Raw genomic sequence first — 23728 nt, 5'->3', positions numbered from 1 at the left:
TCAGTGCCTCGTCAGCATGGTTTGGCGCAGGACCACGATCAGCATCGAATAGGCGAGCAGCAGCACCAGAAGCACCAGCGCGATCGCCGAGGCGTAGCCGAAGTCGAGCCGGCGGAAGGCCTGGGTGAAGATGTAGCTCGCCACGATCTGGGTCCGGTCGGCCGGGCCGCCGTTGGTCATGACGATGATGAGATCGGCGAAGTTGGCGATCCACACCGTGCGCAGCAGGATGGAGATGGCCATCGTCGGCGCCAGGAAAGGCACGGTGATCGACCGGAAGCGCTCGATCGGTCCGGCGCCGTCGATCTCCGCCGCCTCGTAGAGATCCTTCGGGATGGCCTGAAGCGCCGCCAGCATGGTGATGGCGAAGAAGGGTATGCCCCACCAGACGTTGGCGACGATCGGGCCCCACATGGCGGTTTCCGGATCTGACAGGATGTTGCTTGGCTCCGACAGGATGCCCAGCGCGTAAAGCCAGTGCGGAATGGGGCCGACGACCGGGTTGAACATCCACGCCCAGTCGAGACCGGAGAGGAAGCTCGGCACGGCCCAGGGCAGGAAGCACAGCGCCTGCGCCAAAGCGCGGCCCTTGAAAGGCCGGTTGAGCAGCAAGGCCAGGATCAGACCGAAGAGGAACTGCAGGATGACCGAGCTGAACGTCCACCACAGCGTGTTGACCAGCGCGCCACGAAAGGCGCCGTCTCCGGCCAGTTCGCGGAAATGCTTGAAGCCGACGAAGGCGCCGCTGAACGGGTTGAGCAGGCGGATGTCGCGAAAAGCATAGGAAACGCCGAGCGCCAGCGGCACCAGCATGATGGCGACGATCAGGATCAGCACGGGAGCCGAGTAGAGCCAGGGCTCCAGGCGCGTGGCAATCTTCTGCATCGGTGTCCGGCGGTCGCCGTCGGGGGGCGCCGCCGCTGGATATGAGGTCATCGAACGGAAACTCGCAGATATGGTATGGACCGAGCACGATGGCTCGATCGCCGACGCATCCGAAGCGTTGGCGGGCGAGCCAACGTTCGGCGGCGCCTGAAGCCGCCGAACGCCGATGCGAAGGCCGTTCGTTACTTGGCCGCGAGGAACTTCTGCTGTGCCGCCGTCAGATAGTCGGCCCACTGCTTGGCGAGGTCCTCGGGCGTGATCTCGCCGAGCAGCGCCTTCTGGCTGGTGTTGATCACCAGCGAGTCCTTGAAGAACGCGAACTCCTCGAGATGCGTCGGCATCACCGTCGGCACGACGTTGGGATCGGCCAGCTCCTCGAACCATCCCTTGAACTGCTCGCCGGCGTAGAACGGATCCTTCTCGGCTGCCGTGTGGATGGGCAGCGCTCCGATGCGCTTGTTCCAGGCAATGTTGCCCTCCGGCGCCTCGAGCGTGGCGATCAGGTTCCAGGCGAGGTCCTTGTGCTCGCTGTTGGCGAACATCGACCAGCCGCCGTAGCCGATGGTCGGGAATGCCTTGCCAGCTGGCCCCTTCGGGAAGGGGGCGACGCCGTAATCTTCCGGCTTCATGCGCTCGGCGATGGAGATCAGGGCGTCCGGATCCTGGTCGAGGAAGGCGCAGGTGCCAGAATAGAAGCCGCCGACGATCTCGTTGAAGCCCCAGTTGACGCTGTCCTTCGGCGCGAGGCCGGACTTGTAGAGATCGATGACGTAGCTGACGCCCTTGACCCATCCTTCATCGGCGAAGGTCGAGGTGCCGTCCTCCTTGAAGAAGGTGTTGTCGCCGGCCATGGTGGCGCCGAACATCACCCAGCCGTTGAGGCCGCCCGGACCGCCACGCAGGCAGTAGCCCGATTTGCCGGGCAGCTTCGACACCTTCTCGGCTGCGGCCCGGAACTCGTCCAGCGTCTTCGGCGGCTCGGCGACGCCGGCCTCGGACAGTAGTTTCTTGTTGTAGAACATGGCCCTGAGGTAGAAACCGTAGGGCAGCATGTAGGCCGTGTCCTTCACGGACCGGCCCATTTCCAGGGCGCGCGACGTCAGGCCGGAGGTGTACTCCCACTTTTCGAGATAGGGCTCCAGACTTTCGAGCGCGCCATTGTTGGCGTAGAGCGCCAGCCAAGTGTCGGGCATTTCGACCACGTCGGGCGTCTCGCCAGCCGAAACCATGGTGGCGAACTTCTCGAAGGCCTGGTTCCAGGGCAGGGAGATGATCTCCACCTTGGTGCCGGGGTTGGCGTCCTCGAAGGTCTTGACGATGCCCTTCAGCGTTTCGGTGCGCTCGGGGCTGGTGATCACCTCGACGAGCTTCAGCGTCGTGTCGGCGAGCGCGGTGCCGGCCATGAGAAGCGTCGACAGCGACGCAATAGCCAAAATCCTGTTCATGAAAGTTCCCCTTTCCTTGGTTGCCACATGAGGGCGGGGTGCTGGAGGCCCCGCCGTGCGGTCTCTCTGTTGTCCGGCCGGTTCCCGGCCGATCGGGCGTCGGTGCCCCTGATTTTTGTTTTGCACCGAAGCCCTTTCCGGCCCCTCCAAGCCGGAGAAATGGTTGAGGCGCCTACTCCCTAAATGCGCGCCGCGTCGATGGCCCCGCCAAGGTCGCCCCATAGCGCTTCGGCGCCTTCGAGGCCGACATGCAGGCGCACGACGCGAGGGCTGATGCCGAAATCCACCGCCGAGTTCGGCCCGGCGGCCTGGTTGTGAACGACCGTCGCCGGAACGATCAGGCTTTCGTGGCCGCCCCAACTGACGCCGAGCTTGAAGAGCTTCAGCTCATCGGCGAATTTCGGAATGTCGACGTCTTCTGCGAAGGTGAAGGAGAACAGGCCCGACGTGCCGAAGAGCCCAGGCGGCAGGCTGTTGCCGAGGCCGGGGTGCAGGACGTTCTCGACCAGCGGATGGGCGGCGAGCTTGCGGGCGACGTAGAGCGCCGCCGCCTCATGCGCCTTCATCCGGGCCGGTAGTGTCCGGAGGCCGCGGATCAAGAGCCAGGCCTCGAAGGGAGACAGCTTGCCGCCGAGATAGGGATAGGTCGTCGCGCGGATCTTGCCGATCAGCGCCTTCGATCCGGTCACCACGCCGGCGACCACGTCGGAATGGCCGCCGATATACTTGGAGGCCGAGTGAAGCACGAGATCGACGCCGAGCGACAGCGGCTGCTGGAAGACGGGCGACGCCCAGCTGTTGTCGATCGCCGTGACGACGCCGTGCTTGCGAGCGAGAGCGGCGAGGGACGCGACATCGAGCGCGTCCATCGACCAACTGGTGGGGCTTTCAAGATAGAACAGCGCGGCACCGGGCAACTCGCGGGCCACCGCCGCCTCGTCGCGCCCGTCGACATAGACGGTATGAACGCCATACTGCTTCAAGAGGATTTCGAACAGGCGATAGGCGTCGGGATAGACGTGGCGCACGCAGAGCAGCTTGTCGCCGGGGCGGACGAAGGTCATCACCGTCGAGGAAATCGCCGCCATGCCGGAAGCAAAGCCGATGGCGTCCTCGCCGCCTTCGAGCCGCGCGATCATGTCCTCGAAATGACGCACGGTCGGGTTGAGGCCGCGGCTGTAGGTGGGCCGCGCCTTCTTGCCCATGTAGGTCTCATTCATCTCGTCATAGGACGAGAAGGTAAACAGCGACGTCTGGGCGATCGGCGGAACAACGGCGTCGTAGGCGTTCGCCCCATCATGGGCGACGATCAGGCTGGCGCGCCTGATCGGGTCGGCTTCCTCACTCATCTGGACATGTCCTTGATGTCTTCCTCGACGATTTCGAGGATCGCGTAAGTCTTCTCGCGCGCCATGGCGACGTTGCGGGCGACGATCGCCTCGAACAGTTCGCGGTGGAACGGAAAGGACCGCCGGGCGAAATCCGGCCGGTCGAAAGGCTGGTCGAAAAAGCTCTCGAAGGTCTCGCGCATCTGCTCGAGCAGACGCGGAAACAGCGGGTTGTGGGTGGCGTCGTAGAGCGACAGGTGAAAGGCAAGGTCTTCCCGGCCGGCGGTACCCTTGTCGAGGTGGACACGTTCCATCTCGACCAGCGTCGCTTCCATCAGCGGAACGTCCTCAAGGGTGTGCTTGAGGGCGGCGACCGCCGATGCTTCCACCTCGATGCCGCGCCGCACTTCCAGCGTCTGCAACAGCGCATCTCTCAGATGCGACATATCGAGCGACAGCGACATGTGGACCGTGCCCGGCGTGATCGTCCGCATGAGAAAGGTGCCGGAGCCAACGCGCGGTTCGGCGACGCCGAGCGCCTGCAACTGCCGGATCACCTCGCGCACGGTCGACCGGCCGACACCAAGCGCCAGCGACAGTTCGCGTTCGGTCGGCAGCTTGTCGCCGGGCTTCATGCCGGCGCGCTCTATGTGGTCGGCGAGCGCGTTCATGACGCTGCGAACGCGATCGACGCGAGGAATACGCTCAAGGGAGGAAGTGTCGCCCGCCATCTGCCCGCCGTTCTGGTTGCCGGAGCCCCATCCAGCAAATTGGTCTGACATCTGACATTAAGAGGGCGGGGTCGAAGCCTGTCAAGCCGCTTGCGTCCGGAGGACGCTTGAGCCAATGGGTTGCCGTGGTGGTCTCTCTCGATGGTGGCAGGCCGCCAGATTGACGAATGCCACGAGTTGAGTCTCAATCTGAACGGTCTTAGCCTGAGGGATGCGGCCTGAAGGCGCGGGCCGGCTCTTCGTGCCCGAGTTCGCTCCATGCGGGCTTCCGCGGAATGAGCTGCCTGTCCAGGAAAGTGTTTTATGAAGACGGACGACACGGTCGTTGTTGATGCCGCCGGCGCACAGCCCGAAGACATCCGTCATGGCATGCCGGCCGGCCTCGGCACACGCCTCAAGCTGGCGCGTCAGACGCGCGGCATGACGCTGAAGGCGCTGGCGGATGCGGCCAACTGCTCGGAAAGCCTGCTGTCGAAGATCGAGAACGGCAAGGCCTCGCCCTCGCTGCCCATGCTCCACCGGATCATCAAGGTGCTCGACAAGAACATCGGCTGGTTCTTCGAGGAGTCGCACGGCGAGGAGGGCATGATCTTCCGGGCCGGAACGCGGCCGGTCCTGACGCTCGACCCCTTGCGACGTGGCAAGGGCATCGCGCTCGAGCGGATCATTCCCTACTCGCCCGGCCATCTCCTGCAGTGCAACATCCACCACGTCGAGGTGGGCGGTGAGAGCGCCGGTCCCATCCAGCATGTCGGCGAGGAAGTCGGCTACGTCATTGCCGGCGAGGTCGAACTGATCGTCGGCGAGCGGAGTTTCCACCTGGTCGAGGGCGACGCTTTCGCCTTCAACTCCGATCTGCCGCACCACTACCGCAATGCCGGCGATCGTCGGGCCAGCATTTTCTGGGTCAACACGCCCGCGACTTTCTAGACCGCTCGCCGGTCAACTCGATCCGAACAATGGGTGGCTGTCGGTACCTGCCGACATGGCTGGCGCGCGGGCGCCTGCGAAATGGCCGAATTGCCGCTGAAATCGTCATTCAAGTTACTTGACAGAAAATCAATACTCTTGAATCATCGCGCCGTGTCATCCGACGCCAACAAGCCCCAAAGGGGCACATAAACCAAAGGGGATTCCGAATGCGTCTTTCCAGGATTCTCGCGGGCAGCTTTCTCGCGTCCGCTCTAGCTGCCGGTTTGTCGCCGGCCTCCGCCGAAACCTTCGCGCTCGTCAACATCAATCAGCAGGCGCTGTTCTTCAACCAGATCAACGACGGCGCCACGGCGGCCGCCAAGGCGGCGGGCGTCGACCTCGTCATCTTCAACGCCAACAACGTGCCTGCCGCGCAGAACGACGCCATCGAGAACTATATCACGCAAAAGGTCGACGGCATCATTTTGGTGGCCATCGACGTCAACGGCGTGAAGCCGGCCATCACCGCTGCCAAGGCCGCCGGCATCCCTGTCATCGCCATCGACGCCCAGATTCCGGATGGCGACAACGTCGCCTTCGTCGGCGTCGACAACACCAAGGCCGGCGAGGACATCGGCAAGTTCTACGCCGACTACGTCAAGGCGAGCATGGGCGGCAAGGCGACGGTTGGCGTCGTCGGCGCGCTCAACTCGTTCATTCAGAACCAGCGCCTCGACGGCTTCAAGAAGGCCGTCACGGCCAGCGGCGCCGACGTGACCTTCCTCGACACGGTCGACGGCCAGAACGTTCAGGATGTGGCTCTGTCGGCTGCCGAGAACCTGATGACCGCCAATCCGGGCATGGGCACGCTCTATGCCACCGGCGAGCCGGCACTGATCGGCGCGGTTTCGGCCGTTACCGCCCAGGGCCATACCGACAGCGTCAAGGTGTTCGGCTGGGACCTGACCAAGCAGGCCGCGCAGGGCATCGAGGAAGGCTGGGTCGTCGCCGTCGTCCAGCAGGATCCGGCAGGTGAGGGCAAGGCCGCCGTCGAGGCGCTGATGACGCTCAAGAAGGGCGGCACCATCGACCCGATCATCAACGTCCCCGTGACCATCGTCACCAAGGACAACGTGGCCGGCTTCAAGTCGATGTTCGAGTGAGCCGATCTCTGTGAACGGTCGGGACGCCGAGGCGATCCTCGGCGTCGCCGTGCGTCGCTGCGTACCGTCGGCCGTCTTGTCGACCCGCCGGCGGGACGCCATGCCCATGGGGTGTGCCTCGGCCGCTCCCGATTGGATTTCAGCATGACGGACAGCTTACCCTATCGCGTGCGGATGACCGGCATCTCCAAGCGCTACCATCCCATTCAGGTGCTCGACGACGTGTCGCTGACGTTGAAGCCGGGCGAGGTGCTTGGTCTGGTCGGCGACAACGGCGCCGGCAAGTCGACGCTCAGCAAGGTCCTGTCGGGCGCGATCATCCCCGATTCCGGTGTCATCGAGATTGATGGCGAGCCGGTCACCTTCGCCTCGCCCGCCGATGCGCGCGCCGCCCGCGTCGAGATGGTCTATCAGGACCTCTCCCTGTGCGACACGGTGGATGTCGCCGGCAATCTGTTTCTCGGCCGCGAGCCGCGCCGCCGCATCGCCGGGTTGTCGTTCCTTGACAAGGCGCGCATGCATGCCGAAGCACGCGCCATGCTCGACCGTCTCGGCATCGTCATTGCCGACACCCGCCTCAAGGTCGAGAACCTGTCGGGTGGACAGCGGCAGTCGATCGCCATCGGTCGTGCCGCCTCCTTCGATCCGCGCGTTCTGATCATGGACGAGCCGACGGCGGCATTGGCCGTCGCCGAAGTGGAGGCCGTGCTCGACCTGATCCGCGCCGTCAGCGCCCGTGGCGTATCGGTGATCCTGATCACCCATCGCCTGCAGGACTTGTTCCTGGTCTGCGACCGCATCCAGGTCATGTACGAGGGGCGCAACGTCGCCGAACGTCACGTGTCCGAAACCAGCATCGAGGAAGTGGTCAACCTGATCGTCGGGCGCAAGTTCGCCGCCCGTTCGGCCGGGGCGGCCGGCAACGCGGGAGTTCCGGCATGAGCGACAGCGCAATCAAGACGGATGCTCCCTCTCGCCTCGTCAAGGCGAACTGGCGCGAGAAGGCGATCGCCCGGGGTGGCGTCGTGTCTATCGCCCTGTTCTTTGTGGCCGTCTGCATCATCTTTTCGGTCGCGACCGATGCTTTCCTGACGGCACCCAACCTTCTCAACATCGTGCGCCAGTCCGCACCGCTGCTGATCGTGGCTTCGGCGATGACCTTCGTCATCACCACGGGCGGTATCGACCTGTCGGTCGGATCGATCCTGGCTCTGACCGCGACGCTTTCCGCCGTTCTGCTGCAATGGGGCGTTCCCTGGCCGGTGGTCGTGCTGGCACTCCTGTGCCTGGGCGCCGCCGTCGGCGCGTTGCAGGGCTTTTTCATCGCCTTCGAGGGCATACCCGCTTTCATCGTCACGCTGGCCGGTTTGTCGGTGATCCGCGGTATCGCGCTGTTGATTACCGGCGGCTATTCCATCCCGGTCGATCCGGCGAGCGGCTTCAACATGATCGGCCGCGCCTGGTTCATGGGAATGCCGGTGCCGGCGCTGATCGCCATCGTCATGCTGGCCCTGGCCTATGTCGTCTTTAACGAGACGAGGTTCGGCCGCTATGTCACGGGCGTCGGCGCCAACGCCGAGGCGGTACGGCGGGCGGGCGTCAACACGCGCCTCGTCACGCTCATGGTCTATGTGTTGACCGGCTCGGCGGCGGCGCTGGCCGGCATCATCCTCGCATCGCGGCTTGGCTCCGGCTCGTCCAACTCCGGCCAGGGCTTCGAACTCGACGTCATCGCAGCCGTCGTGCTGGGCGGTACGTCGCTGTTTGGCGGTCGCGGCTCGGTGGTTGGCACCATTCTGGGCGCCCTGACCGTGGCGGTGATCGCCAACGGCCTGATCCTCGCCCACCTGTCGCCGTTCCTGACGCCGATCGTGACCGGCTCGATCATCCTCGTCGCCATCTGGCTGAACTTCCGCCTGTTCAAGGGCGGATCGAGGGGGCGCTGACCATGGACCACCTGTTCGCAGACAAAAAGGGCGAACGTTCGCCGATCGGCGTCCGATCGGGCATGGTGATGACGGTCACCGGTCCCATCCCGGTCGATGAGATGGGCGTCACGCTGATGCATGAGCACATCCTGCTCGACGGCGGAAAGGCTTGGCGCTGCCCGTGCGATATCGATGACGAAGGGCGCCGCGTGTCCGAGCAGCCGGTGAACATCGAGATCATCGGCGAGCTCAGAATGAACCCCTATCTCAACCGCGACAACGTCTCGCTGGACGATGCCGATGTCGCCCTGCGCGAGCTGGAGCGCTACCGCCGTTTCGGCGGCAACACGGTCGTCGACGCCACGACTATCGGCATCGGTCGCAACCCTGAAGCGCTTGCCCGTATCGCCCGGCTTTCCGGCCTCAAGATCGTCATGGGGACCGGCTTCTATCTCGAATTCAGCCATCCCGACTGGATGAAGGCGATGGATGTCGAAGCCATCGCCCAGTTCATCATCGACGACGTCGGCGGCGGCGAAACGCAGCCGCCGGTGATGGCCGGTATCATCGGCGAGATTGGGGTCTCGAAGGATTTCACCGAGGCCGAGCGGCGCTCGCTGAGGGGCGCCGCGCGAGCTTCGGCGCGCACCGGCGTGCCGCTGACCATTCATCTGCCCGGCTGGGAACGACTGGCCCACGAGGTTCTCGACATGGTGGAGTCGGAGGGCGCCGATCTCGGCCACACCGTGCTCTGCCACATGAATCCGAGCTGGAATGACACCGCCTACCAGACCTCGCTCGCGGCCCGTGGCGCCTTCATCGAGTATGACATGATCGGCATGGACTACTACTACGCCGATCAGGACGCCCAGTCGCCCTCCGACGAGGACAACGCGCGCGGCATCCTGACGCTGGTCGAGAAGGGATATGCCGACCGTGTTCTGATGTCGCAGGACGTCTTCCTCAAGATGATGCTGACCCGCTACGGCGGCTTCGGCTACGCCCACGTGCTGCGCCATTTCGTGCCACGCCTCAAGCGTCACGGCCTCGACGAGGCGGTGATCCGGCGCATGCTCACGGACAATCCCAAATCGGTGTTCTCCGCCTGACCGGCGGTCTCAAGCCACACGGGCAAGGAAAGCAAAATGACCAAGAAGATCCTGCTGGCCGGCGAATCCTGGGTTTCCACGGCGACCCACATCAAGGGCTTCGACCAGTTCGCCACCGTCACCTATCACACCGGCGCCGACGAGCTCCTGAAGGCGCTGAAAGGTGGACCGTTCGATGTCACCTTCATGCCCTCGCACGAGGCGCAGCGCGACTTTCCGCAGACCATGGACGCGCTATCGGCCTATGACGCGGTGGTGCTCTCCGACATCGGCGCCAACACGCTGTTGCTGCATCCCGATACCTGGATCAAGTCGCAGACGACGCCCAACCGGCTGAAGCTGATCCGCGATTACGTTCAGAGCGGCGGTGGCCTCTTGATGTTCGGCGGGTACTATTCCTTCCAGGGCATCAACGGCGGCGCCCGCTACCGCAAGACCGCCGTCGAGGAGGTGCTGCCGGTCGCCTGTCTTCCCTATGACGACCGCGTCGAGGTGCCGGAAGGCTTTACCGCCGAGATCACCGGCAAGCCCGATCATCCGATCCTCAAGGGTATCGGCAAGGATTGGCCGGTGCTCCTCGGGTTCAACGAGGTCGAGGTCAAGCCGGGCGCCGAGGTGCTCGCGACCGTATCGTCCGAATACGGCTCCCTGCCGCTGCTCGTCACCGGCGCCTACGGCAAGGGGCGCACGGTCGCCTGGACGTCCGACGTCGGGCCGCACTGGCTGTCGCCCGATTTCGTCGCCTGGAAGGGCTACAAGACGCTGTTCGAGCAGATGCTGGCCTGGGCGACCGGACGGGACTGAGCGATGGCGCTCCACGTGGTCGGCAACATCTGCGTCGACGACACCTTCTATGTCGAACGGTTGCCGCGGCCCGGCGAGACGGTGAATGCCGTCGCGACGGCCCGTGGCGTCGGCGGCAAGGGAGCCAACCAGGCGGTGGCGGCGTTACGCGCCGGCGCCGAGGTGGTCTTCCGCGCCGCGCTCGGGGATGATGCCGATGCCACTTTCCTGCGGGCGGCGCTTGGCACCGAACTGCCGCTCGACGGGCTGGTCGTGCTCGACACGCCGACCGACAGATCGACCATTCTGGTCGACCGGACGGGCGAGAACGTGGTCGTGACGGCCGCCGCCTCGGCCATGGCTTTCGATCCGACTGGGCAGCCTTCGTGGCCCGGACGGGGTGACCACCTGCTGATGCAGGGCAACCTTCGGGCCGATGTCACCAGGGCTTGCCTTGAGAGGGCGAAAGACGGCGGTGCCACTACCATCCTCAACCCCAGTCCGCTGGGCGAGGGGCCGTTGCCGGATGCCGACGTCATTGTCATCAACGCCGGCGAGGCCGAAACGCTGGCCGGTTGCTCCGATCCGGTCGAGGCCACCCGCCGCCTGTCGCGGGGCGGCACTGCGTCCGTGGTCGTCACGCTCGGTGCCGGTGGGGCTATTTGCCTCGACCAGGGCGCGACGGACGTCGATCGCATCGCCGCTCCGGCGGTCGCGGCCGTCGACAGCAGCGGGGCGGGCGATGTGTTCGCCGGCGTGCTGAGTGGCTGCCTCACAGGCGGAATGCCGCTCGTTTTCGCCACGACCGTCGGCGTTCGGGCGGCATCCATCGCCGTGACCCGGCGCGGAACGCTCGCCGCCTGCCCGAGCCGTTCGGAAATCAATGCTCTGCTTGCAGGGATATCGAGGGATCTTTCATGACCGAAGCCGCAAAACCGGTTGGCCAGACGACCGGCGACGCCCTGCAGCATCTGTTCGGCCGCACCAAGGTCGTGATCGGCGTCGTCCATCTGGCGCCCTTGCCCGGCGCGCCGCGCCACGACGGTGAACCCGTCGAGGACATCTATCAGCGCGGCCTCACTGACGCCCGCGCCTATCTTGCCGGCGGTTGCGATGGCGTCATCGTCGAGAACCACGGCGACGTGCCATTTTCCAAACCCGACGATATCGGTCCCGAGACGGCCGCCCACATGGCCGTGGTCGCCGATCGCATCCGTCGCGAGCTCGGCCGTCCCATCGGCATCAACGTGCTGGCCAACGCCGCCCTGCCGGCGCTGGCCGTGGCGAGCGCATCCGGCGCCGGTTTCATCCGCGTCAACCAGTGGACCAACGCCTATGTCGCCAACGAAGGCTTCGTCGAGGGCGAGGCGGCGCGCGCCATGCGCTATCGTGCCCGCCTCAGGGCGAAGGGCGTCCGCATCTTCGCCGACGCGCACGTCAAGCATGGCGCACACGCTATCGTCGCCGACCGGCCGGTCGAGGAACTGGTTCGCGATCTCGCCTTCTTCGACGCCGATGCCGTGATCGCCACAGGTCAGCGCACCGGCCATGCTGCCGACCTCGGTTATATCCGCCTGATCAAGGAGGCTTCGCATCTGCCGACGCTGGTGGGGAGTGGCGTCACGCCCGACAACGCGCGCGACATTCTCGGCATCGTCGATGGCGTCATCGTCGCCTCCGCTCTCAAGCATGACGGGGTCTGGTGGAACATGGTCGATCCCGATCGCGTCAAGGCCTTCATGGCCGGACTGCGCCCATGACCTTTCCCGTGATCGATGGCGGTCGCCTGCTCGCCCGGCTCGATGCGTTCGCGGCGATCGGTGGCACGCCGGCCGGCGGCGTCAACAGGCCGGCACTCAGTGTCGAAGACAGGGCGGCGCGGGCGCTATTGGCCGGACTCGGCGCGGCGCGCGGCTTTTCGGTCTTCCAGGACGCGGCCGCCAACCTGTTCCTGAGACGGGCCGGCGCCGACAACGACCGCCCGCCTTTCCTGATCGGCAGCCACCTCGACAGCCAGCCGACCGGCGGACGTTTCGATGGCGCGCTCGGAACGCTCGCCGCGCTGGAAGTCTTGGAAACACTGGAGGACAACGGCATCGTCACCGCCGGCCCGATCGAACTGGTGGCCTGGACCAACGAGGAGGGCAGCCGCTTTTCACCCGGCGCCTTCGGATCGCAGGTTCATGCGACCGGCGCTTTCCCGAGCGGCTGGCAAGACACGTTGGACGGCAATGGCATCCGCCTTGCCGATGAGCTGGCCGCGACGCTGGCCGCTTTACCCGAAGCAATCGAGAGGCCGCTTGGGCGCCCTGTTACCGGCTATATCGAGCTGCACATCGAGCAGGGGCCTTTGCTTGAGCGCCAGGGTGCACTGATCGGCGTCGTCGAGGGCATCCAGGGCACGCGCTGGCTGGAAGTCACGATCGCGGGGCAGGTGGCGCACGCCGGCACGACGCCGCTCGCCGCTCGCCGCGACGCCATGGCGGTGGCGGCCGCCATCATCGCTCGATTGCAGGCAACCGTCATGCCGGCGGATGCCGACGCGCGCCTCACTGTCGGCCGTCTGACCCTTGCCCCCGGCGCCGTCAACGTCATTCCCGGCGAGGTGACGTTCTCCATTGATCTCCGTCATCCGAACGGCGACCAAATCGACCGGCTGGAGACCGAAGTCGCCGCTCTGGCGACTGAGATCGCCTCGAGCGGCGGCTGCCGGGTGTCGATCCGCCGCAGCATGGATGTGGCGCCGGCCCGCTTTGACGATCGGCTGATCGACATAGTCCAAGGCGCGGCGGAAAAGCGCGCCTTCCCCAGCCGACGCATGTTCTCGGGCGCCTTTCACGACGCGCTGTTCATGGCGCGCCTTGGGCCGGCGGCTATGATCTTCGTTCCCTGCCGCGATGGTCTCAGCCACAATGAGACGGAGTTCGTCGAGCCGCATCAGGTGATCGCCGGTGCGCAGGTCCTGTGCGATGCCACGCTTGAGGCCATGCGGGTCTTCCAATCCCGTTGAGGCAGGCGTGTTTCCTGCGCCGGCGGAGCGACGGATGCGCTCCACCCTTTTTCCAAACCTGCTAACCATTTCAACTTTTGCAGAATCAATTTTGTCGGCACAACCTTGAAAGCACCAAAGAAGTGCCTTATAGTATCTTGCATGGTCGACAAGCCGCAATTTGCGATGGTTCTCACGCTGTCGCCGTCTCTGGAAAGCCGTGAGGCGCTTCACGAAACGCTCGATGCCTATCGGCGGGCCATGGAGATTCTCGACGGAACCAAGGGTGCGAACCTCGTTGCGCTTCATGAGGAGGCCTATGAGGAAATCCGGGCCAAGACCGGCTTGCCGGCACGCATGGTCACCCTGGCTTTGCGCGACCGGAGCAGGCGCTCGCCCGAGGTGCCCGTCGACGACATTCCCCTCGACGGCAAGCTGTTCTCGCTGAAAGGTCCAGACAGCTTGAGCGTTGCCACCATCTGCGGACGGGTCACTGTTTCCTATTCGGTGAACGGCTATCGCAATGGTTGGAGCGACTTCGCCGAGGCCCGTCTCTGTTTCGACGGGTCTCTGATCACCATTCGCGTCGGCGTGCAGACCGGCTCTCAATTCCAGAAAGAGGTCACGATGTCCAATGAAGGTATTCTGGCCCGCCTCGGGCGTGTCATCGCCGGGGTGGTCAACAACGCGGTCGACGTGGCGGAGAACTCCAACCCGATCGCCGTCGCCCAGCAGGCCCTGCGGGAGATCGACAAGATCACGGACGAAGCGCGCGCCGTTCTGGGCGTTGCGATGGCCTCCGGTCATCGTCTGAAAGCCAAGGCCGAGGATCTGGATGCCGAGATCCGCGACCTTGACGAAAAGATCAAGACCGGCCTCGCCAAGGGGCGGGAGGATCTCGCGCGTGTGGCGACGGGCGTGCAGATCGACCTGGAGGCGCAACGCAACGCCATCGAAAAAGCGATCGCCGAAAACGCGAGCGAGATTGCCGAAGCCGAGGCCACTTTGCGCAGCATTGCCTCAGCCCGCGCCGACGCCAAGAAGCGTCTTGAGGACGCCGAGCGGGCCGAGAGGAAGACGGCGCCTGCCGCGACGCCCTCGCAGCGAAACGATCAGCGCTTGGCAGCGGCGCTTGCGGCGGTGGAGAGGGTGACCGGCGTCCCCGCGAAGCCCGTCCATGGCGCGGCGGAGGTCGAGGAGCTGGGCAAGATGCAGCGTGAGGACGCCATCGAGGCGCGTCTCAAGATCTTCCGCGAAGGTCAGCGTTGATGGACACGTTCATCCAGCCCGGCACGGAGCTCTTCTGGGTGGCGCTTCTGGTTGTGGCCGGTCTGGGGCTTGTTGAGCTCGTGTCGCTGCTTCTGGGCGTCTCGGCTTCCGGGCTGCTGGATGACGGGCTTGGCTATCATGGTCTCGGCGATCATGACGCCGGGCTGCTTGGCGCCTGGATGTCCTGGCTCAACGCCGGCGGGGTGCCGATCCTGGTTCTGGCCGTCCTCCTGATCTCGGCCTTTGCCATTTTCGGCTTCGCCCTTCAAGCGATCGCCGGCAGCGTTGTTGCCCCTTTGCCCACTTTGGCGGCCGGTCCTGTGGCTCTGGTCCTGGCGCTTCCTACCACGCGATGGCTCAGTCGCGGCTTGGCGAAGATCATGCCCCGCGACGAAACATCCGCCGTCAGCCAGACCGGGCTTGTCGGTTTGATCGGCACGGTCAGCATCGGGCCACTCGATCAGGGACAGCCCGGCGTCGTCCGCGTGAAAGACGCGTACGACAACATACACACCCTGCGGGCGCAGGCCGCGCCGGGATACGTCATCGAGACCGGAGAGCTCGTCATTATCGTGGACGGTTCGGACGGGCTCTTTCTGGCCATCCCGGCGCCAAAGGAACTTAGCGACGTGGATATCAACAGGGGCTGACTATGGGGTTCATTTCTCTCGGCATCATCGCCAGCATCATCGTCATGGCGGTTGCCGTCATCGGCATCATCATATCGTCGCTCTACATCCGGGCGACGCGGGACAAGGCTTATGTCCGTACCGGCTTTGGCGGCAAGAAGGTCGTGCTTGATGGCGGTTCCATCATTCTTCCGGTCTTCCACTCCTATTCCTGGGTTTCGCTCAGCACGCTGCGTCTTGAGGTGAAGCGCGCCGAAAATGAGTCGATGATCACCAAGGACCGTATGCGCGCCGACATAACCGCCGAGTTCTATGTCCGCGTGAAGCCGGATTTCGAGAACATCGCGCTTGCCGCACAGACCCTGGGCGATCGTACCAATGATGCCGACGCTCTGAAGGCACTGGTCGAGGCCAAGTTTGTCGACGGCCTGCGTTCCGTGGCGGCGACGATGACCTTGCGCGACCTGCAAGAGCAGCGCGCCGAGTTCGTGAAGTCGGTGCAGGCGGCCGTTGCCCATGACCTTCAGTCGAACGGCCTCGAGCTGGAATCGGTGTCGCTGACGCGGCTCGACCAGACCGATATCAAGCACTTCAACCCGAACAACAGCTTCGATGCCGAGGGCCTCACCGCTCTCACCAAGATCACCGAGGAGCGCAAGCGCGAGCGCAACCAGATCGTCCGCGACAATGAAGTCGAGATCGCGACCAAGGATCGAGAGGCGGCGCTGAGGCGGTTGACGATCGAACGCGAGCAGCGCGATGCCGAGCTGATGCAGGAGCGCGATATCGCCAACAAGACCGCCGAGACGCGGGCCGAAGCCGCCAAGGCCGAGCAACTGGCGCGACTTGCCGAAGAGACGGCCCGCCTGGATTCCGAGCGGGGCATTGCCGAGCGCGACGCCGAGGCCCGCCAAGCCCGCGAGTCCGCTCGCATCGTGGCCGAGCGGGGCATCGCCGAGCGTGAGGCCGAGGCCCGCAAGGTGACGGAAACGGCGCGCATCGAGGCCGCCATCGCCGTTGCCCAGAAGACGGAGGAAGAACAGGCCGCGCGCGCCAGGGCCGACGAGGCCAAGGCGGCGGCCATCACGGCCGAGGAGCAGGTGGCAACGGCCCGCGAGGTCGAGATCGCCGAGCGCGCCAAGCGCATCGCCGTGATCGCCGCACGTCAAGAAGCCGAGCAGGCCGCGACGGCCATAACGGTCAAGGCCGAGGCCGAACGAGAGGCTGCCGAGAACCTCGCCGCCGCTCTGAAGATTCAGGCGAATGCCGAGGCGGAAGCCGCCAAGGTGCGCGCCGCCGGTGTCATCGAGCTCGGTGAGGCCGAGGCGCGGGCCGAACGGGCCAGGAACGAGGCGCGCAACGCGCTCGCCGCCAGCATCATCGATTTCGAGCTGGCGAAGGCGCGCGTGGAGATCGTGCCGCAGGCACTCGCCGAGGCCATGAAGCCGATCGAGAAGATCTCCGATATCCGGATCTTCAGTACCGGCGGGCTTCCCGGTTCTCTCGGCGGCAGGTCGGGCGAACAGGGTGGAAACTCGATGAACGACCTGGCCGGTCAGTTGTTGAGCTTCACGGCGCAAAAGCCGATCCTGGACGAAATCCTGGCTCAAGCCGGCTTCAAGGGCGCGGATCCCACGCAGGCTTTGCTCGCCGCTTCCCTAGAGGCTTCGGTCGAGAGGGCGGTAAAGCCCGAGGCCGACAAGAACACGAGGTCCTGATCCGGGATCCGGCTAGCTGCGGAGACCTTCAGTCTTCCGGCTGCCCGGCAGGGAACAAGGGGTAGCCTTCATATGGCTGTCTCGCGGCGATCAGCGCAAACCGGCGCTGATCGCCGTATTCTCATGTGTCACTTTTTGGGGGCGCGCTCATCAACGAACGGAACGCATGCGAAGAGCTCGTCATGAGCTTGTCATCTCCCGTCACCATGACACTATGCCGAAATGAGGGGGCGCGGGGCGATGACGGAGCAAGTTGCCGGTTCTAGTGGAGGCGCGCAGCGCGGGACGCCCTCGGAAGTCTTCTTCGCCTTTCTCAAGCTGGGCCTCACCTCCTTCGGCGGCCCCATCGCCCATCTGGGTTATTTCCGGGAAGAGCTGGTGGTTCGTCGGCGCTGGCTTGACGATCATGCCTATGCCGATCTCGTGGCGCTGTGCCAGTTTCTGCCCGGTCCTGCCTCAAGTCAGGTGGGTTTCGCCCTCGGCATGATGCGGGCAGGCTGGCTCGGAGCGCTCGCCGCCTTTCTTGCCTTTACCTTGCCGTCGGCGCTGATCCTGACGGCTTTCGCGCTGGTAGCGCCTGCGATCGGTGGCGTCTCGGGCGATGGCGCCCTGCATGGCCTCAAGATCGTCGCCGTCGCCATCGTGGCCCAGGCCGTCTGGGGCATGGCAAGAAACCTCTGCCCTGACCGTGAACGCGCGACGATCGCCATCGCTGCGGTGGTCTTGATGGCGTTCGCGCCGGGCAGTGTCGGCATGTTGGCGGCGATCGGCCTGGGGGCAGTGGCCGGTTTGGTTCCGGGCGGCGGCGGACAGGCCGGGCCTGTCGCCGGCCACCTCGCCGTACCGGTGTCGAGATGGACGGCCGGCGGCGCCATGGTGATCTTCGTCGCTTTGTTGGTCGTCTTGCCGTTGTTGGCCGGCCAAGCGCAGACCTTCGCCGTTCTTGACGGTTTCTATCGGGCAGGCGCGCTGGTCTTCGGCGGTGGCCACGTCGTATTGCCGCTTCTCGACGCCGAGGTCGTGCAAAGCGGTTGGGTGACGCCGGACGCCTTTCTTGCCGGTTACGGCGCCGCGCAAGCCGTTCCAGGGCCACTTTTCACGTTCGCCGCCTATCTCGGCGCGGTCTTGGGCCCTGAGCCTCACGGTATTCTGGGCGCGGTTTTGGCCCTGCTGGCGCTTTTTCTTCCGGGCTTTCTGGTGCTCGTCGGCGTTCTGCCGTTCTGGGATCAGTTTCGCAGCAAATCTGTCGCTCGATCGCTGATGCGAGGCGCCAATGCCGCCGTCGTCGGCATCCTTGGCGCGGCCCTGTACGCGCCCGTTTTCACGGGCGCTATCTCCGACCTGCGAGACTTCGCCTTGGCCTCCGCCGGCTTTGTTGCCCTCGTTGTGTGGAAAGCGCCGCCGTGGGTGGTCGTCGTCTTGTCCGGCTTGGGCGGGGTAGGCTTGGCGCTGCTCGGTTGAGGGGTGTGGAGGCGCTCGAAGCTCGTCGTATCCTGAGTCCCCCGGTTGTCGTTCTTCGCTCAAAGCAAGCGTCGAGATTTTTGATATGCAGAATTCAATATATTGAGGTGTGGCCAGAAAAGGAGAAATAAATACGGCATTAACGACTTTGAACCAAAATATACCTTGGTTAATTTGAGTCGTATTCGGCGGTTTTCGGCTGTGTTGGTCAATTTTAGGCGTGGTTGCCTAAATATTGGGCTGTTAGCACGAAGATGAGGAGGCGAATACGCGGGACGGAGCGGTCGAATGTCCATTCGTGGGAAACTGGCCATCGTCGTTGTCATGCTGCTTCTGCCTCTCGGACTGATGTCCGGCTTGTTCGTGCTGCAAAGCAAGAAAGACATTGCTTTCGCCGATGCCGAACTGGCTGGAACCGATTGGCTTCGCCAGATGTGGCCATCGGTCATTTCCTGGGCGTCGAAGCCCGATGGCGACAGTGAGACAATACTTGAAGCAGCCAGGTCGCTTACCGCGCCGCAGTATCCGGAATCCGTCCGTGATGCAGCCGGCCGGCTTTCGCTGTCCGGCAGGAGCACGGCCGAGGTTGGATCGTTGTTCCGGGATCTGGCGACGGCTGCGGGCAACGACAGCAACCTGATTCTCGACCCCGACCTCGACAGCTTCTACGTCATGGACACGGTGGTGGTGCGTCTGCCCGACCTGATCACGCGCGCCGCCGAGCTGGACATGCTGGCTCGCCACCAGTCGACGCTGGATGAGCTCGATGATGCGGCCCGTGCCGCTTTCATCGTGCTTCTCGGGCAGATCGAAACCGACATGAGCACGATCAAGGCGTCGGTGGAGGTTGCCAAGAAGAGCAATGCGTCCGGTTCCGTGGCCGCCGCGCTCGACGGGCCGACAAAGGCTTTTGTCGGCAACGTCGAAGCCTTCTCGCAAACTGCCAACAAGGTTGCCGCCGAGCTGCGGAATGACACCGCGCGAGCCAAGGCCGAGGTCTCAGGGCTTTCCGAGGCCAACAAGGCGCTTGTCGTTGCGGCGGATGGCTACTGGCGGCAATCGGCCGATCAACTCGACGAGCTGCTTGAAGTGCGCGTCGGAGGCTTCTGGGCGCGCATGTCCACCATGCTTGGTCTCGCGCTCGGCATCGCCATCCTGGCTATCGCCGCAGCCGTACTCCTGTCCCGTTCGATCGTCCGCAGCATATCCAGTCTGGACGGGCATATTCGGGAACTTGGCGACTCCGACATATCAACCGAGCTGGTGGAGGCCGGTCGTACCGACGAAGTCGGTCAATTGGCGCGCGCCGTCGCCTATTTTCGCGACCGGACCATCGAGAAACTCAACGAAGCCAACTCCGAGGAGAGGCAGCGCGAGATCCTGCAGAACAAACGGGCCGCGCTGGCCGGCGTCGCCGATCGTCTTCGCGTCTCGGTTCACTCGGTTGTGACGGCCATCAACGGCCTCGCCCAGAACGTTAGCCTGGTCATCGATGCCGTCGCCACCAACGCGTCGACGACGCGCAGTGAGTTGGACGCGTCGCTGAGCCGCCTCGACCTTACCAACAAGGACATGAACGGCGTCGTTTCCGCCGTCACCGAACTCGCGGCTTCCCTCTCCGAGATATCCCAGCAGACCGCCGTCTCGGCCAAGGATGCGGCAACGGCAAGGTCCTACTCGGAGGCGGCCAGGGCGCTCGGCAGCAAGCTCACCCAGGCATCGGAGAAGATCGGGCAGGTCACGACGCTGATCTCGGCCATCGCCCAGCAGACCAATCTTCTCGCCCTCAACGCCACCATCGAGGCGGCGCGCGCCGGTGAGGCGGGCAAGGGATTTGCCGTGGTGGCCTCCGAGGTCAAGCAACTGGCCAATCAGACGGCGGGCGCCACCGACGAGATCACGCGGCAGGTCGAGGATATTCGGGCCGCCGCCCAGGAGGTCGCGTCTTCACTCGACGAGATCACGGGATCGATCGAAGCCATGTCGTCGCTGAGCACGACCATTGCCGGGGCGGTGGAACAGCAAAGCGCGGCAACTTCGGAGATCAACGAGAGCCTGGACCGGTCCACGGCAGCCAATCACGACGTGGTCGCAAGCCTCAACTGCCTGCCGACGCTTGCCTCCCAGACCGAACAGGCGGCGGCGAAGCTGGCCGACATGAGCGGCACGCTTGTCGGTCAGGTGCAGAGCCTGGAGCACGAGGTCGACGCGCTGGTCCATGATCTGATGGACCAGCGCCGGCACCCGCGCAAACAGGCCGACGTCATGGTGACGGTGGACTTCGCCAATGGCGCTCAGCGCTCGCTTCGTCTGCACGATGCCTCGCGCTCCGGCATGCGCTTGGCGAAAATCGACGGCATGAAGGCCGGCACCGAAGGTCGGGTCATCCATCCGGCACTTGGCCCGCTGGACGTCAAGGTTGTCTGGTGCAACGATCAGGTCATGGGCGTCCAGCTGGTCGAACGCATGCTGTCTGACGACGAGGTCGATCAGTTGGTTGCGCGCCGGCTCGCCGCGTGATGGGCGGCCTCGGGCCGCCTATAGCCTGATTGCCCTCGACAGTATGACCGCCGACGACGGACACAGATCCTTGGCCTGCCGCGTGCCGAGAATGGCCTCGGGTACGGCTGTCCGTTCGACGCGCCTGAACCCCATTGCCTCGAAGTAGTCGGCCGCCGAAGTGGTCATCAGCCACGCCACCCGTCCACCCTCGTCGAATGCGCGGCGCGCAAGCCGCGACACGATGGCCTTGCCGGTGCCCTTGCCGCGCCAGGCCGGTAGCACCACAAGCGAGCGAAGGAAGGCGTCCGTCCCATAGATCTCGTAGCCGGCATATCCGACGATCTCACTGGAGAGTGTGCGATAGATGAAAAACCGCCGGCCGGGCTCGGTGAGGTCGCTGGTCGGCAGGTTTTCCGCCGTGAGTGCCGCCACGAGCCCTGCGTCCCGGTCAGCCGTCTCGTCATCGCGCAGGCAGAGCTCGCCATCGTCCTTGACGAAATCGGCTAGCGGTCCCTCCGGCAAAAGATCCAGAACCGTATCGGAGGGGCGGCAGAGCTTTACCCCGCGAGGGCTCACCACGATCGGCCGGTTGATCAGGATCGGGTGGGCCATCATGGCGTCGAGCAACTCTTCGTCGGTGAGCGCCGGACTGCCCAGTCCCAGCTCCTCGTAGGGCGTGCCCTTCACTCGCAGCACGTCGCGCACCGCCATGCCCATGCGTCCGATCAGCTGGCGCAACAATTCCCGGCTTGGCGTACACTTCTGATAGTCGATCACGTGCGGCTCGATGCCGGCATGGCGGATCAGGGCCAGCGTGTTGCGCGAGGTGCCGCAGCCGGGGTTGTGGTAGATCACGACATCCATGTCAGGCTGCCTTCTCGGCCGGGAAGAAGCGACGCGTCCATAGTGCCACATTGACGAGGCCGATCATCACCGGCACCTCGACCAGAGGGCCGATGACGGCGGCGAAGGCGGCGCCGGAGTTGATGCCATAGACGGCCACCGCTACGGCGATTGCCAGTTCGAAGTTGTTGCTGGCCGCCGTGAAGCACAGCGTCGTGCAGCGCGGATAATCGGTGCCGGCCTTCAGCGACAGGATGAAGCTCAGCGCGAACATCACCACGAAATAGATCAGCAAGGGGATCGCGATCCGCACCACGTCGCCGGGGATGGTGAGGATCAGCTCGCCCTTCAGCGAGAACATGACGACGATGGTGAAGAGTAGCGCGACGAGGGTGATCGGTCCGATCTTCGGCACGAAATGGCCGTGATACCAGTCTTTCGAGACGAAGCGCAGCATCACCACCCGCGTCAGCACGCCGGCGATGGCGGGTATGCCGAGATAGATGAAGACGCTCTTGGCGATCTCGCCGATGGAGATGTCCACCTCCGAGCCCGTCAACCCGAAGACCGGCGGCAGCACGGTGATGAAGAACCACGCGAAAACCGAGTAGAACAGCACCTGGAAGATCGAGTTGAAGGCGACGAGGCCGGCTGCGTATTCCGTCGAGCCCTTGGCGAGTTCGTTCCAGACGATCACCATGGCGATGCAGCGTGCCAAGCCGATCAGGATCAGGCCCACCATGTATTCGGGTTTGTCGGGGAGAAAGATGATCGCCAGTGCGAACATCAGCACCGGCCCGATCAGCCAGTTCTGCACGAGGGAGAGCCCAAGCACCTTGAGGTCGGCGAACACCTTCGGCAGGTCCTCGTAGCGGACCTTGGCAAACGGCGGGTACATCATCAGGATCAGGCCGGCGGCGATGGGAATATTGGTGGTGCCCACCGTTCCCGAGTTGATCAGCGCCTCGATCGACGGAAAGGCGTAGCCAAGCGCGATGCCGAGCGCCATGGCGGCGAAGATCCAGAGGGTGAGGTAGCGATCGAGGAAGCTGAGCCGGCTGGCAACGGACGTCATTTGGCCTCTCCTGCCTTTGCCGTGGCGCCGTCGAGCCGGCCGATATCGCGCAAATGGCTGGTCAGGGCCATGCGGTCGACGCTCGCCAGCGGCAGCGACAGGAAGGCGGTTATACGGTTCTTGAGGTAGCGGGCGGCGGTGATGAAGGCCGCCTTCTGCTGAAAGTGGGTGCCGACGACGCGGGCCGGGTCCTCAATGCCCCAATGGGCGGTCATCGGCTGTCCGGGCCACACCGGACAGACTTCACCGGCGGCGTTGTCGCAAACCGTGAACACGAAATCCATCTCGGGCGCTCCGGGCACCGCGAACTCGTCCCAACTCTTGGAGCGAAGCCCCTCGGTCGGGAATCCCTCTTCCGTCAGGACCTCGATGGCCAGCGGATTGACCTGACCGGACGGATGGCTGCCGGCTGAGAAGGCGCGGAAGCGACCGGCGCCATCCTTGTTGAGAATGGTCTCGGCAATGATCGACCGGGCGGAGTTGCCGGTACACAGAAACAGAACGTTGTAGATGCGGTCTGGCATGGCAGCGTTCTCCTTGGGGAGGGGCGTGGCGCAGGTTTCCCCGCTACGGCAGTCGAAATGGCGTCCGAGTTCCGGGTGGCCGGCGCAGCAGTCGTCGACCAGATAACGCACGAGGCTGCGCACCGCGGGCACCACGGCACGATAGATAATCTGCCGGCTGCGACGTTCCGATGTCGCAAGACCGGCGCGGGTCAGGATGGCTAAGTGGCTAGACAGTGTGTTCTGCGGCACGCCCAGCCGCTCGGCGATGTCGCCGGCAGCCAAGCCTTCCGGCTCGTAGCGGATCAGCAGCTGAAAAACATCGAGGCGCGTCTGTTGCGCCAAGGCGGAGAGGGAATCGAGAGCTTGTAGCTTGTCCATATATCGACGCTAGACGAACTGTCGATATATGGCAAGATCCGGATTGTCGAAGGGGGCGTCGAGCGGTAATTGCG

The 23728-nt window shown here is 64.6% G+C and carries 20 protein-coding genes and 2 pseudogenes; 14 read left to right on the top strand and 8 right to left on the bottom strand.

All coding sequences use genetic code 11. The features are described from left to right. From M4J39_RS08530 to M4J39_RS08515, 4 genes are all read right to left on the bottom strand, one after another. Complete coding sequence (locus M4J39_RS08530; protein ID WP_371875437.1) at positions 1-885, bottom strand: carbohydrate ABC transporter permease; 885 nt, start codon at positions 883-885, stop codon at positions 1-3. 182 nt (positions 886-1067) lie between these two features. Next, positions 1068-2330 (bottom strand): sugar ABC transporter substrate-binding protein, encoded by a 1263-nt coding sequence (locus M4J39_RS08525; protein WP_251727380.1) that lies wholly within the window; start codon positions 2328-2330, stop codon positions 1068-1070. A gap of 179 nt (positions 2331-2509) precedes the next feature. Beyond that, a complete protein-coding gene (locus tag M4J39_RS08520) occupies positions 2510-3679 on the bottom strand; it encodes a PLP-dependent transferase (RefSeq protein ID WP_251727379.1) in 1170 nt (389 codons plus the stop codon). Continuing rightward, entirely contained in the window at positions 3676-4389 is a 714-nt protein-coding gene (locus tag M4J39_RS08515) for a FadR/GntR family transcriptional regulator (RefSeq protein ID WP_251727378.1), read from the bottom strand. Before M4J39_RS08515 ends, M4J39_RS08520 begins: the two co-directional genes overlap by 4 nt. A gap of 369 nt (positions 4390-4758) precedes the next feature. Between M4J39_RS08515 and M4J39_RS08510 the strand changes: the two genes are divergently transcribed. The 14 genes from M4J39_RS08510 to M4J39_RS08445 all read left to right on the top strand — a co-directional run bounded on the left by M4J39_RS08510 (position 4759) and on the right by M4J39_RS08445 (position 20870). After that, on the top strand, positions 4759-5319 hold the full coding sequence (locus M4J39_RS08510) for a cupin domain-containing protein (protein WP_251727591.1): 561 nt from the start codon (positions 4759-4761) through the stop codon (positions 5317-5319). Positions 5320-5528: 209 nt separating this feature from the next. Next, positions 5529-6464, top strand: a complete 936-nt coding sequence (locus M4J39_RS08505) for a substrate-binding domain-containing protein (protein ID WP_251727377.1) — start codon at positions 5529-5531, stop codon at positions 6462-6464. Between the two features lie 144 nt (positions 6465-6608). Then, complete coding sequence (locus M4J39_RS08500; RefSeq protein ID WP_251727376.1) at positions 6609-7406, top strand: ATP-binding cassette domain-containing protein; 798 nt, start codon at positions 6609-6611, stop codon at positions 7404-7406. Next, positions 7403-8410 carry an ABC transporter permease gene (locus M4J39_RS08495; protein WP_251727375.1) on the top strand — a complete coding sequence of 336 codons (1008 nt, stop codon included), beginning with the start codon at positions 7403-7405 and terminating at the stop codon, positions 8408-8410. The genes M4J39_RS08500 and M4J39_RS08495 overlap by 4 nt, the downstream gene beginning before the upstream one ends. 2 nt (positions 8411-8412) lie before the next feature. Beyond that, complete coding sequence (locus M4J39_RS08490) at positions 8413-9501, top strand: phosphotriesterase (protein ID WP_251727374.1); 1089 nt, start codon at positions 8413-8415, stop codon at positions 9499-9501. Positions 9502-9537: 36 nt separating this feature from the next. Further along, on the top strand, positions 9538-10305 hold the full coding sequence (locus tag M4J39_RS08485; protein WP_251727373.1) for a glutamine amidotransferase: 768 nt from the start codon (positions 9538-9540) through the stop codon (positions 10303-10305). 3 nt (positions 10306-10308) lie between these two features. Then, positions 10309-11205: a ribokinase gene (locus M4J39_RS08480; protein ID WP_251727372.1), complete on the top strand. Its 897-nt coding sequence runs from the start codon at positions 10309-10311 to the stop codon at positions 11203-11205. Then, the gene (locus M4J39_RS08475; RefSeq protein WP_251727371.1) at positions 11202-12044 is read left to right on the top strand and encodes a BtpA/SgcQ family protein; all 843 of its coding nucleotides are present in this window, start codon (positions 11202-11204) and stop codon (positions 12042-12044) included. The genes M4J39_RS08480 and M4J39_RS08475 overlap by 4 nt, the downstream gene beginning before the upstream one ends. Continuing rightward, positions 12041-13294 (top strand): Zn-dependent hydrolase, encoded by a 1254-nt coding sequence (locus M4J39_RS08470; protein WP_251727370.1) that lies wholly within the window; start codon positions 12041-12043, stop codon positions 13292-13294. Before M4J39_RS08475 ends, M4J39_RS08470 begins: the two co-directional genes overlap by 4 nt. A gap of 141 nt (positions 13295-13435) precedes the next feature. After that, positions 13436-14542: a PspA/IM30 family protein gene (locus M4J39_RS08465; protein WP_251727369.1), complete on the top strand. Its 1107-nt coding sequence runs from the start codon at positions 13436-13438 to the stop codon at positions 14540-14542. Continuing rightward, entirely contained in the window at positions 14542-15192 is a 651-nt protein-coding gene (locus M4J39_RS08460) for an OB-fold-containig protein (RefSeq protein ID WP_251727368.1), read from the top strand. Before M4J39_RS08465 ends, M4J39_RS08460 begins: the two co-directional genes overlap by 1 nt. A 2-nt stretch (positions 15193-15194) precedes the next feature. Next, a complete protein-coding gene (locus M4J39_RS08455; RefSeq protein WP_254004817.1) occupies positions 15195-16889 on the top strand; it encodes a flotillin family protein in 1695 nt (564 codons plus the stop codon). Between the two features lie 240 nt (positions 16890-17129). Further along, positions 17130-18350 carry a chromate efflux transporter gene (gene chrA / locus M4J39_RS08450; RefSeq protein WP_251727367.1) on the top strand — a complete coding sequence of 407 codons (1221 nt, stop codon included), beginning with the start codon at positions 17130-17132 and terminating at the stop codon, positions 18348-18350. Positions 18351-18638: 288 nt separating this feature from the next. Beyond that, positions 18639-20870: a methyl-accepting chemotaxis protein gene (locus M4J39_RS08445; protein ID WP_251727366.1), complete on the top strand. Its 2232-nt coding sequence runs from the start codon at positions 18639-18641 to the stop codon at positions 20868-20870. 18 nt (positions 20871-20888) lie between these two features. Here M4J39_RS08445 and arsN2 read toward each other — a convergent pair. From arsN2 to M4J39_RS08430, 4 genes and pseudogenes are all read right to left on the bottom strand, one after another. Continuing rightward, positions 20889-21281 (bottom strand): annotated as a pseudogene (gene arsN2 / locus M4J39_RS22980) (arsenic resistance N-acetyltransferase ArsN2); the annotation flags it as partial. Positions 21282-21329: 48 nt separating this feature from the next. Further along, positions 21330-21716: pseudogene (gene arsC, locus M4J39_RS22975) on the bottom strand (arsenate reductase (glutaredoxin)); the annotation flags it as partial. Between the two features lies 1 nt (position 21717). Beyond that, entirely contained in the window at positions 21718-22770 is a 1053-nt protein-coding gene (gene arsB, locus M4J39_RS08435) for an ACR3 family arsenite efflux transporter (RefSeq protein WP_251727364.1), read from the bottom strand. Continuing rightward, the gene (locus M4J39_RS08430; RefSeq protein ID WP_251727363.1) at positions 22767-23654 is read right to left on the bottom strand and encodes a metalloregulator ArsR/SmtB family transcription factor; all 888 of its coding nucleotides are present in this window, start codon (positions 23652-23654) and stop codon (positions 22767-22769) included. The genes arsB and M4J39_RS08430 overlap by 4 nt, the downstream gene beginning before the upstream one ends. Positions 23655-23728 lie beyond the last annotated feature (74 nt).

The organism is Pleomorphomonas sp. NRK KF1, from assembly GCF_023721755.1.
GTDB lineage: Bacteria > Pseudomonadota > Alphaproteobacteria > Rhizobiales > Pleomorphomonadaceae > Pleomorphomonas.
The sequence above is the reverse complement of the archived record's forward strand: the minus strand, read 5'-3'. Positions and strand labels throughout refer to the sequence as shown.

Excerpts from the sequence above, each read along its gene's own strand:
- M4J39_RS08530 (WP_371875437.1), bottom strand. The coding sequence starts at position 885 with ATGCAGAAGATTGCCACGCGCCTGGAGCCCTGGCTCTACTCGGCTCCC.
- M4J39_RS08525 (WP_251727380.1), bottom strand. The coding sequence starts at position 2,330 with ATGAACAGGATTTTGGCTATTGCGTCGCTGTCGACGCTTCTCATGGCC.
- M4J39_RS08520 (WP_251727379.1), bottom strand. The coding sequence starts at position 3,679 with ATGAGTGAGGAAGCCGACCCGATCAGGCGCGCCAGCCTGATCGTCGCC.
- M4J39_RS08515 (WP_251727378.1), bottom strand. The coding sequence starts at position 4,389 with ATGGCGGGCGACACTTCCTCCCTTGAGCGTATTCCTCGCGTCGATCGC.
- M4J39_RS08510 (WP_251727591.1), top strand. The coding sequence starts at position 4,759 with ATGCCGGCCGGCCTCGGCACACGCCTCAAGCTGGCGCGTCAGACGCGC.
- M4J39_RS08505 (WP_251727377.1), top strand. The coding sequence starts at position 5,529 with ATGCGTCTTTCCAGGATTCTCGCGGGCAGCTTTCTCGCGTCCGCTCTA.
- M4J39_RS08500 (WP_251727376.1), top strand. The coding sequence starts at position 6,609 with ATGACGGACAGCTTACCCTATCGCGTGCGGATGACCGGCATCTCCAAG.
- M4J39_RS08495 (WP_251727375.1), top strand. The coding sequence starts at position 7,403 with ATGAGCGACAGCGCAATCAAGACGGATGCTCCCTCTCGCCTCGTCAAG.
- M4J39_RS08490 (WP_251727374.1), top strand. The coding sequence starts at position 8,413 with ATGGACCACCTGTTCGCAGACAAAAAGGGCGAACGTTCGCCGATCGGC.
- M4J39_RS08485 (WP_251727373.1), top strand. The coding sequence starts at position 9,538 with ATGACCAAGAAGATCCTGCTGGCCGGCGAATCCTGGGTTTCCACGGCG.
- M4J39_RS08480 (WP_251727372.1), top strand. The coding sequence starts at position 10,309 with ATGGCGCTCCACGTGGTCGGCAACATCTGCGTCGACGACACCTTCTAT.
- M4J39_RS08475 (WP_251727371.1), top strand. The coding sequence starts at position 11,202 with ATGACCGAAGCCGCAAAACCGGTTGGCCAGACGACCGGCGACGCCCTG.
- M4J39_RS08470 (WP_251727370.1), top strand. The coding sequence starts at position 12,041 with ATGACCTTTCCCGTGATCGATGGCGGTCGCCTGCTCGCCCGGCTCGAT.
- M4J39_RS08465 (WP_251727369.1), top strand. The coding sequence starts at position 13,436 with ATGGTCGACAAGCCGCAATTTGCGATGGTTCTCACGCTGTCGCCGTCT.
- M4J39_RS08460 (WP_251727368.1), top strand. The coding sequence starts at position 14,542 with ATGGACACGTTCATCCAGCCCGGCACGGAGCTCTTCTGGGTGGCGCTT.
- M4J39_RS08455 (WP_254004817.1), top strand. The coding sequence starts at position 15,195 with ATGGGGTTCATTTCTCTCGGCATCATCGCCAGCATCATCGTCATGGCG.
- chrA (WP_251727367.1), top strand. The coding sequence starts at position 17,130 with ATGACGGAGCAAGTTGCCGGTTCTAGTGGAGGCGCGCAGCGCGGGACG.
- M4J39_RS08445 (WP_251727366.1), top strand. The coding sequence starts at position 18,639 with ATGTCCATTCGTGGGAAACTGGCCATCGTCGTTGTCATGCTGCTTCTG.
- arsB (WP_251727364.1), bottom strand. The coding sequence starts at position 22,770 with ATGACGTCCGTTGCCAGCCGGCTCAGCTTCCTCGATCGCTACCTCACC.
- M4J39_RS08430 (WP_251727363.1), bottom strand. The coding sequence starts at position 23,654 with ATGGACAAGCTACAAGCTCTCGATTCCCTCTCCGCCTTGGCGCAACAG.